Source organism: Bacteroides sp. 4_1_36 (assembly GCF_003466325.1).
GTDB classification, from domain to species: domain Bacteria; phylum Bacteroidota; class Bacteroidia; order Bacteroidales; family Bacteroidaceae; genus Bacteroides; species Bacteroides uniformis.
Window position 1 is genome coordinate 1 of record NZ_QSOX01000040.1, and the last position, 9137, is coordinate 9137.

The following is a 9137-nucleotide window of genomic DNA, read 5'->3' on the forward strand; positions in this document are numbered from 1 at the left end:
ATGTAGCTAACACCTGCGGTCAGCATACCTGTACCTTCAGCCTTGCGATGGCTGCTGATGTTACCGAAAATGGACGGAGCGATGGCACCGCGAGCTTCTACGTCAATGGCCCACTTAGTGTTGATATTGAACTTCAAGCCCAAACCGGCAGAAGCGCCGATACGTGCACGCATTTCAGCTTCACCGGCAGGAGCCATAGACTGCGAAGTACCGTCAGCACTAATTGTAACATCCACATTTTGAGATTTTGCTACAGAAATTTGAGGTCCCAAGAAACCGTAAACTTCGAAGAAACGGTTAGGATTAGCACCGGCAAACAATGTAGAAAGATTGATCATTGCATCAATGTTACCACCTACATAAGTCTTGTTGTGTTCCCAGTATGCATCATCCAAACACAAATGCTGAGTAATACCGTTTACCTGAGCACGTACCCCCCAAGTCGGAGTAATCAGCTTACCAACTGACACGCTGAAATGCGGAGCAATCTTATTGAAACCGTCATTGTTGATGGCGTGGATACCACCACCTACACTGACAAAAATATTATCGCTCCATTTCGGAGTGTAGTAGTTCGTTTTTTCCTGTGCATTCAGATTTGCTGCACAAGCGCCTGCCAATAGTAAGGAGGCTATCATTAATTTACTTTTCATTTTCTCTTGAGTTTAAGATAAATAACAACTAAAACTTCTATTAATCAAGTTCACCAACACCACCACCGGCATTGCCTTCACCATGACCATGACCATGACCGTGGCTATGACCGTGACCAGGAATATCTTGATTTTCAAGAACAAACAGTGTAGAAGTTGTATAATCATCTACTTCAATAGAAGCTAAAGGCTCTGTTTCAGCTTTTGTTACAGCCTTCTTCACTACTTTATATTCAGTTGTTACAACAGTATAAGTAATAGATGCAGTTGTTCTAGAGTTAGCATAAACTTTATACTTATTCTCCGGTGTTGTTACTGTCGTTTCCTCATATGTATTCTCAAGCGTGTTAAAGAAAGATTCAATAGCTGCGCGTTCAATAAGATCAGTTGTATTGATTTTCTTTGCACCTACTTTTGCACCTTCTTTTACTACATAAGGGAATGATGGAATGTCAAACCAATAAAGCTCGTAGTTATCCCAAGTCTTAACTTTAGGATCCGTTACTGGTTCAAGTTTTGTAGATTCTGCTACAATCTTAGTCTCAGCATCTTCTTCCTGAAGAATGATAGTCGGAGTCAGAGTAGCAAATTGCCCAGCTTGCAAAGCAGGAACCTTAACTGTAACAGTTGCACTCAAACCATTATAAGAAGCTGTAACATCAACACTCTTAGCAGCCAGAGTAGGATTACCAGTAAATGTCAACTCTGCAGGCGCGATAGTGGCTTGGCCAGTTACATCTGTAGTAACACCATCCTCTATAGCAAGCACAATCGGACTAATAACAGCTTGTGCATTAGTAGGAGTTACATTAACGTTGAACTCTTCCTTCTCACAAGAAGTTAAAGTTGTAGCTAAAGCTACTACGGCTAACGCAAATACTGCACTTATGCCGTTTAAGAATTTAATCTTTTTCATCTCAATTAATTAATTAAAAATTTAACAATTCTGACTTAATAAAATATGGGTTAAAACTATTTTCTTCCATTATATTGTCACTAACTTCCGCTTTATACTGTCTATAATAGTACCTTTCATTACCTGCATTATAAACAATGCCCATATTAGCAGAGGTATTCACACGAGGTATATATCCTTTCCTTTTATATTTATAAGGAGGTAATGCCACTTGAAATCGGAAGCCTCCATTCATCTTTGCATGTTCTGCTTTCATTGCATAGAAACCAATCGAACAATAGCGAAAATGGCGAATCATTTCAAATTTAACACCTTTCTCCTTCAATAAATACTGTTCTGCTTTCAGATTAAACTGAGTGTTAAATTGCGGCCAATAAAAGCTACCGCCCAAAGACCAAGTAACAAGTGCTGTCGAAGGATCATATACATAGCGAAATCCGCTCCAATATCCCATTCCTGTATACCCAATCCGAGCCATTAAGGAAAAGCGTTCATCCTTAAAAGGGCGATAAAATTCGGCGTCCACTCCATATTGGTCAGCACTAAAACATCCCACAGTCACTTTACCAAACACATTATACGGTAATCTAAAACGCTGTGAAATTGTAATATGTCCTGGATGAACTTTATCTTCAAACCTTCCATACCCATCATTATAAACCGGTATTTTCAACTGTGCCGTTAATTTCATACCTTTCCATAACGAAACTTCTATCGCAGGACTCAAATCAAACAAGACCTGGTAAATCTGTGTAATCACCAGATTCTTGAAAGCTAATTGAGGATATACCAATACATCAATCTTGAACAAAGAACTATTTTTCAACTTTATTTTCCGTGCATTTTTCCAAGTATCACCCAATTCATAGCTTACATTCCAGTCATCACGTTCTGCTTGGAGCACCGAATCCCCCTTTATGGGATGATAATAAAGAGAAATCTGAGGTACATTATTGTCCAGAACTATTATCCGGCATGACTTTTCTTCCGGTAAACCCATCTTTTGAATAACATCCACCGCTTTGCCTATGCCTACGCCTTGCAAACGATATGCAGAGTTCTGCAGAACATACACACGTTCATTGCCATCTTCTGTCCATCCAACATTTTCAAATCCCATTTCCACTAAAGCATCTACAGTACTTTCCCCCGTTTGGCAAATCCCTTTTAAAGGGAGCAAACAGTATAAAAAGAACGCTGCACACAGTGCTATTGTTTTAGTATTTAGGCACTTTCTTATGTTAGAGTTTTTATACCTCATCTTTTTCAACCATTTTTTGTGTTCGTATAACACAAAATATGCTGCAAAAATAGACACATTTTTAATAATACCAAAGATTTTTATATGAAAAAATGAAATAATGTTGTTTTTTCTTCAAAAGCCCCCAACAAATACTCAGAATGTTTATATGAAATATATTAGCTATCTTAAAATCCTTAATATAGCTGTGCATAATTACTATACAGAATGTTGTTTTTTGTGCCAAATAGTCATTTTTCAGATGTTTTTGCTAATTCACTTTTCTCTGAAAAAGGATAAATAGAAGAAATATCTGCAAGAATTAAAGAGAATGACAAATTGCACTTCGCATTTAACCAACCCCTATGATATATTAGGAATTAAATCAATAGCTTTCTTTTTACTTTCATCTACAAGCTTTGCATAAATTTGTGTTGTTTGTATATTGGTATGTCCCAATAGTTTGGAGACCGTATATAAATCTACTCCCAGTGTCAGCATCATTGTTGCATGTGTGTGGCGCGCTGTATGAAATGTTACATGCTTTGATATCCCAGCTTGTTCAACCCATTTGTGTAAAATTACATTACTTCTCCCCAGTGAGACCAATCCGGCAAACACCTTTTCCGTTTCTGGTGCATTTCCTCTGTCTGGCAGATGTTTTATGGCTTCCGAACAGAGTGGAAGCGATATGGCTTCTTTCGTCTTCTTCTGAATAATACTCAATAGTGCATTGCCATTTTCATCATAGCGTATATCTTCCCATCTCAATGCAATAATATCACAATGCCTCAATCCACAAAAACAGCTGAATAAAAATGCTTTCCTTAATAAGGTATTATAAAAAGGAGTATGAACCAATCTGGTCAATTCCTTTATAGTAAGATAATCCCTTTCTGTTCGATTACGTTTTGGTTTGTCCTCGTTCTTTATCTTATTCATCGGATTAACAGTTATATAATCTTCAGAGACGGCCCTATTCAAGCAGTAGCGCAGCGTTTTCAAATAATAGAATTGGGTGTTAACATGCAATGTCTTTTCCTTCTTACAATGTTCTTGTTTTGTTTTCTTCAAGTAATCTATAAAACCCAACAAATAAGTCTTGTCCACCTTCCTTAGCAATATTCCATTCGGAGTATATCTTTCCAAATGGCATACAACGGCATGTATGGCACTTTTCCGTACTCTATTGTTCACACTTTGTTCTGCTATTAATTTCATATAGCCAGTCAGCTTCATATTGGACAATCTGTTATGATTAAATCCGTAAGTTTGATTATATATTTCCAAAATCTTCTGAGCCTTTATCGCATTTGCCAAATTTAGCGTCTCGACATTTCTTTTTTTATCAGCTTGATTATGTTCAGGGATAATATACAACTTTAGAATTCGTATTGCCGCCTTCCATTCATATAAATATCCAGATATATGGATTGGCATCCATTAACCAATTTTTTTGTTCTCACCTTTATTGGCTCTTTTAAATTCAATTGCTTTTTCATATTCTTTGAATAAAAACATACAGTTTATTATTAGTAGTAACAAAGCAGTAACAAAAATCAATCCTACAAATTGCTTTCATGTTCTATCACTCTTGTCTTTTTTTATAATTACCTTATTAACTATCAAATATTTACAGTATAGGGCACAGCGTTACTGAAAGAACAAATATAATAATAAGCCAGTAACAATTAAACTATCAAGAGTGTGGCTATTGCTATGGCGGCGGAAACTTTCTCTGGAAATTTATTTTCCATCACTTTGCTTCCACACTTCCACCCACCTTCTGCATTCCCCTATCCATCGGCATTTGCCCTGCGGTGGAAGCAAGCCGAAAAGGTGGAAGCAAATTTTGCTTCCACCTGCCTGAAACGCCGAGGTTTTGCAGTAACCACCTGTTTACTAACATAATATTACGTAAGAGCTACATAAATCAATCAGTTCGTTTTTCCTGCATTTTCGAGCTTGCTCTTCTACGAAATCGGTGGATATCGAGTTGGGCGGTAGGACGCATCATTCCGCAGGGACTATGAAAGGTACCGGTAGAGCGAGCCATTCAAGCGGATGATTTCTAACTCATGGCTATGAATAATGCCGTCTAATGTCCTTTAAGTTGTTGTACAATACATTTGCGCCCTATCCATAATAGATGCAGGCTACGTACTTCATCCGAAAAGTCTTGGGGTTAGTGACGCCTAACAGTCATGAACAACCCTGCTTACGGCCATAAAGCAATCGCTTGACGACCATTAGCAGAGTTGTTCATGGCCGTTAGGCATCATTAATCCCCTATGCAACAGCAGACAAACAAAGAGAGAGAAGCCAAGGATTGTCTGTGTTTTAGATAGAAAGCCCATTTATTAGCAGGTGTACCGGAAGAAAAGTCATGCCGCATAATAGTTCTGGATAATAATGTACCCCAGATTTCTCTTTATTATCATCCCATAAAGGGAGATTCGGTGCTCCAAGCAGAACGTGATGACTGGAATGTAAGCTATGAATTGGGTGATACTTGGAAAAATGCACGGAAAATAAAGTTGAAAAATAGTTCTTTGTTCAAGATTGATATATTGGTGTATCCGGAATTCTCTTTCAAGAACGTGATTATTACGCAGATTTATCAAATTCTATTTGATTTGAGCCCTGCAATAGAAATTTCGTTATGGAAGGGGATGAAAGCCACAGCACAAGTGAAGATACCGGTTTATAATGATGGATATGGAGCTCGGGAAGGAAAGGTTCATTCGGGTTTCCTAACTCTTTCACAACGTTTCAGGTTGCCTTATAATGTTTTTGGTAAATTCTCTGTAGGCTATTTTAGTGGTAACCGATATGGTGCTGATGTAGATTTCTTTCGCCCCTTTAAAGATGAACGTTTTTCTTTGTTGGCAAGAATAGGATATACGGGAGCTGGACGTTGGGACGGATTTAGGTTCCAATATGATCCTTCATTATGGCGTATGACGTGGTCTTTGGGTGGAAATTTCTATTGGCCACGATTTAATACACTGTTCACACTGAAGGCTGAACAGTATTTGTTGAAGGAAAAGGGGGTTCGGTTTGAAATGATCCGTCATTTCCGCTATTGTTCGATAGGCTTTTATGCGATGAAGGCGGAGCATGCCAAAGCAAATGGAGGATTTCGGTTTCAAGTGGCATTGCCTCCATACAAATATAAAAGAAGGGGGCATATCCCACGTGTGAATACTTCTACTAACATGGGCATTGCTTATAATGCGGGTAATGAAAGGTATTATTATAAGGACTATAAGGCAGAAGCAAGTGATAATATAATGGAAAGAAATAGTTTTAACCCATATTTTATTAAGTCAGAATTGTTAAATTTTTAATTAATTAATTGAGATGAAAAAGAAATTTTTTTTAAGTGGCGTAAATGCTAAATTAGCATTGGCGGCAGTGGCTTTGACAAGTGTGATGTTCACAAGCTGCGAAAAAGAAGAATTCAATGTTGCGCCTGTAGAATTGGACCCTGCAAGTGCTACTGTTGCTATTACTGTATATGATTTATCAGATGGTTCTATCATAAATGGTGCAAGCATTACAGAAAATGGTGCTGCTATTACTAGCAATCCTTTCGTAATTGAAGCTGGTTCAGATGGAAAGATTGCTGCTGCAACAAGAACTTTTGCAGCTACAAAAGACGAGTATCTGTCTGGAGAAGGCCAAGCTACTGTTCCTGCTTTGAATAAAGGACAATTTGCTTTGATTCCGGTAAGTATTTTCTTGCAACAAGAACTGAATGCTGCTGAAGATGTTGTTGTTGATCAGGATGAGGAAACTATTACCCCTAGTGAAGTTGGAGGAGAACAAAAAGGTGGTGAAAATACAAGTAGTAAAGAAAAAGAAATGGATCTGCCATATACAGCAAAAGTTGGACAAGAAGTTACTAATATTGCTGCTGTAAATGCATCGATTGATGCTATGCCTATAACTAGAGGATTGTCTGATGATGAAGTAAAAAAGGTGTTGAAAGCATTGGTTAAATCATATAGCCCGGGTATCACAGATGTAACTTATACTAAGAAAGTAACAGTTCCTGCTTATACTATTGTAACTTTGAAGACTACTACAGAATACGAAACTTCTGATAATACAATCTCTACAGTGGTGGATGGCAAACTGTACACTATTCCTAATGTAAAGATTAAGAAGGTAGTTAAGACTGTTGTAGATCCAGTCTTTACTTCAACTGAACATGGTCATGGTCACGGTCATGGCAATGGTAACAATGCCGGTGGTGGTGACGGTGCTGCTGAATAATAATAGTTTTAGTTATTATTTTAATTTTAAACTAAAGGAATAATGAAAAGTAAATTAGTAATAGCCTCCTTATTATTAGCAGGCGCTTGTGCAGCAAATCTGAATGCACAAGAAAAAACGAACTACTACACTCCGAAATGGAGCGATAATATTTTCGTGAGTGTAGGTGGTGGTGTCCACGCTATCAACAATGATGGTTTCAATAAATTGGCTCCGCATTTCAGCGTATCAGTTGGTAAGTTGATTACTCCGACATGGGGTGTACGTGCCCAGTTCAATGGCGTTACTCAGCACTTGTGTCTGGATAACTCATATTGGGAACACAATAAGACGTACTTTGGTGGTAACATTGATGCAATGATCAATCTTTCTACATTGTTCGCAGGCGTTAATCCTAACCGTTTCTTTGAAGTTTATGGATTCTTGGGTCCTCAAGTAACTGTTGCAAAGTCAGCAAATGTGCTGATTCAAAACGATGGAACAATGATTCCTGATGGAGATGAAAAGGCTAGAGCACGTGTAGGCGCTTCTGCCGGTTTGGGCTTGAAGTTCAATATCAACACCAAGTGGACCATTGACGTAGAAGCTCGCGGTGCCATCGCTCCGTCCATTTTCGGTAATATCAGCAGCCATCGCAAGGCTGAAGGTACAGGTATGCTGACCGCAGGTGTTAGCTACATCTTCGGCGGTAAGAAGTTTATTCCGGTTTCTAAGATTGACGAAGACGCAGTCAATGCGGAAATCAACAGATATAGAAGTGAACTGGCTCAGGCTCAGGCTGACCTGGCTAACTGCAAGAATGCACTGGCCAACGCTAAACCTGAAGTTAAGGAAGTGACCAAGGAAGTTGAAGTTGCCGGTCCGCGTGCCATCTTCTTCAAGATTGGCAGCGCCCGTCTGGACGACTATGGCAAGGTTAACATCGAACTGGCTGCCAAGATTCTGAAGGCTAATCCGGACAAGAAGTACAAAGTTGCAGGTTATGCAGACAAGGCTACCGGTAGCGCTTCTTGGAACCAGAAGCTGTCCGAAAAGCGTGCCCAGGTTGTTTACGACGCTTTGATTGCTCAGGGTGTTGACAAGGACCAGCTTGAACTCGTAGGATTCGGTGGTACTGAAAACATGTTCGGTAAGAACTTCCTGAACCGCGTAGTTATCCTGGAATAATACACTCCAAGTGACAAATAGACTCTAAAAATGAAGGCGTCTGGGACTCAGACGCCTTTTTTTGGTACTATGTCCGATGTATGTTATAAAGCAACCCATTTTTTATCAGCGACTGAATTTATATGTGATGATGAAGTTTAAGCTATTCTTTATTGTTCTGTTTTGCAGCCTTTCCCTTTCGGCCTTTTCCCAGTTGACGTATGGTACAACCGGGCTGTTGCATGCGCCCTCTGCGGAGATGCAGCGCGACAAGACTTTCATGGTCGGCGGCAACTTCCTGAACAAGGAGCTCACACCGCCCACCTGGTACTATCATACCTACAACTACTTCCTGAACGTCACCATCTTCCCCTTTCTGGAAGTGGCCTACACGTGTACGCTCTTCAAGGCGGAGGCGTTGGGATTGAAGCCATACGGGTACAGCGGATTCACGAACCAGGACCGCTACTTTTCCGCCCGTCTGCGTGTGTTGAAGGAGGGGCAGTTCTGGAAATACATGCCGGCTGTCGTGCTGGGGACGTCCGACCCGTTCACTTCTTCCGGCGGCGGCCAGGTAGGCACCACGGAAGGTAACGGCTATTACAGCCGTTTCTATATTGCCGCCTCCAAGCATATACCCGTTGTGGGTAAGGAGGAGATCGGTGTCCATCTTTCCTACCTTTACAACAACCGCAAGGAGTACAAACTGAATGGCTTTGCACTGGGTGTCACCTACAATCCCTCCTTCCATCCGCAGTTGAGGGTGATAGCGGAGTACGACTCCAAGGACTTTGCTTTGGGAGCCACTTATCTGCTGTTCAAGCATCTGCATGTGCAGGTCGAAATGCAGAGGATGAAATATTTCACGGGAGGGCTGACATACAAAATTCATTTGAAATAA

7 protein-coding genes and 2 pseudogenes are annotated in these 9137 nt (G+C 39.9%); 5 read left to right on the top strand and 4 right to left on the bottom strand.

Translation table 11 applies throughout. From position 1 onward, the window contains the following. The 4 genes and pseudogenes from DXD65_RS20390 to DXD65_RS20410 all read right to left on the bottom strand — a co-directional run. Positions 1-653 (bottom strand): porin family protein (locus tag DXD65_RS20390; protein WP_133303497.1); only part of this gene is annotated, 653 nt, incomplete at its 3' end. Between the two features lie 40 nt (positions 654-693). Then, positions 694-1569, bottom strand: coding sequence for a DUF3869 domain-containing protein (locus DXD65_RS20395; protein WP_005827864.1), 876 nt, complete (start codon positions 1567-1569; stop codon positions 694-696). 13 nt (positions 1570-1582) lie between these two features. Further along, complete coding sequence (locus DXD65_RS20400) at positions 1583-2830, bottom strand: hypothetical protein (RefSeq protein ID WP_005836064.1); 1248 nt, start codon at positions 2828-2830, stop codon at positions 1583-1585. 342 nt (positions 2831-3172) lie between these two features. Further along, positions 3173-4311, bottom strand: a pseudogene (locus DXD65_RS20410) (tyrosine-type recombinase/integrase). Between the two features lie 205 nt (positions 4312-4516). On the opposite strand from DXD65_RS20410, the gene DXD65_RS21060 reads away from it, so the two are divergent. The 5 genes and pseudogenes from DXD65_RS21060 to DXD65_RS20430 all read left to right on the top strand — a co-directional run bounded on the left by DXD65_RS21060 (position 4517) and on the right by DXD65_RS20430 (position 9137). Next, positions 4517-4720, top strand: a complete 204-nt coding sequence (locus tag DXD65_RS21060; protein WP_155519243.1) for a hypothetical protein — start codon at positions 4517-4519, stop codon at positions 4718-4720. Between the two features lie 455 nt (positions 4721-5175). Next, positions 5176-6159, top strand: a pseudogene (locus DXD65_RS20415) (hypothetical protein); the annotation flags it as partial. Positions 6160-6172: 13 nt separating this feature from the next. After that, entirely contained in the window at positions 6173-7090 is a 918-nt protein-coding gene (locus DXD65_RS20420; protein ID WP_117887902.1) for a DUF3869 domain-containing protein, read from the top strand. Positions 7091-7132: 42 nt separating this feature from the next. Continuing rightward, entirely contained in the window at positions 7133-8257 is a 1125-nt protein-coding gene (locus tag DXD65_RS20425; protein ID WP_117749940.1) for an OmpA family protein, read from the top strand. Between the two features lie 127 nt (positions 8258-8384). Then, positions 8385-9137, top strand: coding sequence for a YjbH domain-containing protein (locus DXD65_RS20430; protein WP_034523133.1), 753 nt, complete (start codon positions 8385-8387; stop codon positions 9135-9137).

Bases quoted from the DNA above. Each gene is read 5' to 3' on its own strand.
- DXD65_RS20420 (WP_117887902.1), top strand. From the start codon at position 6,173: ATGAAAAAGAAATTTTTTTTAAGTGGCGTAAATGCTAAATTAGCATTG.
- DXD65_RS20430 (WP_034523133.1), top strand. From the start codon at position 8,385: ATGATGAAGTTTAAGCTATTCTTTATTGTTCTGTTTTGCAGCCTTTCC.
- DXD65_RS20395 (WP_005827864.1), bottom strand. From the start codon at position 1,569: ATGAAAAAGATTAAATTCTTAAACGGCATAAGTGCAGTATTTGCGTTA.
- DXD65_RS20400 (WP_005836064.1), bottom strand. From the start codon at position 2,830: ATGAGGTATAAAAACTCTAACATAAGAAAGTGCCTAAATACTAAAACA.
- DXD65_RS20425 (WP_117749940.1), top strand. From the start codon at position 7,133: ATGAAAAGTAAATTAGTAATAGCCTCCTTATTATTAGCAGGCGCTTGT.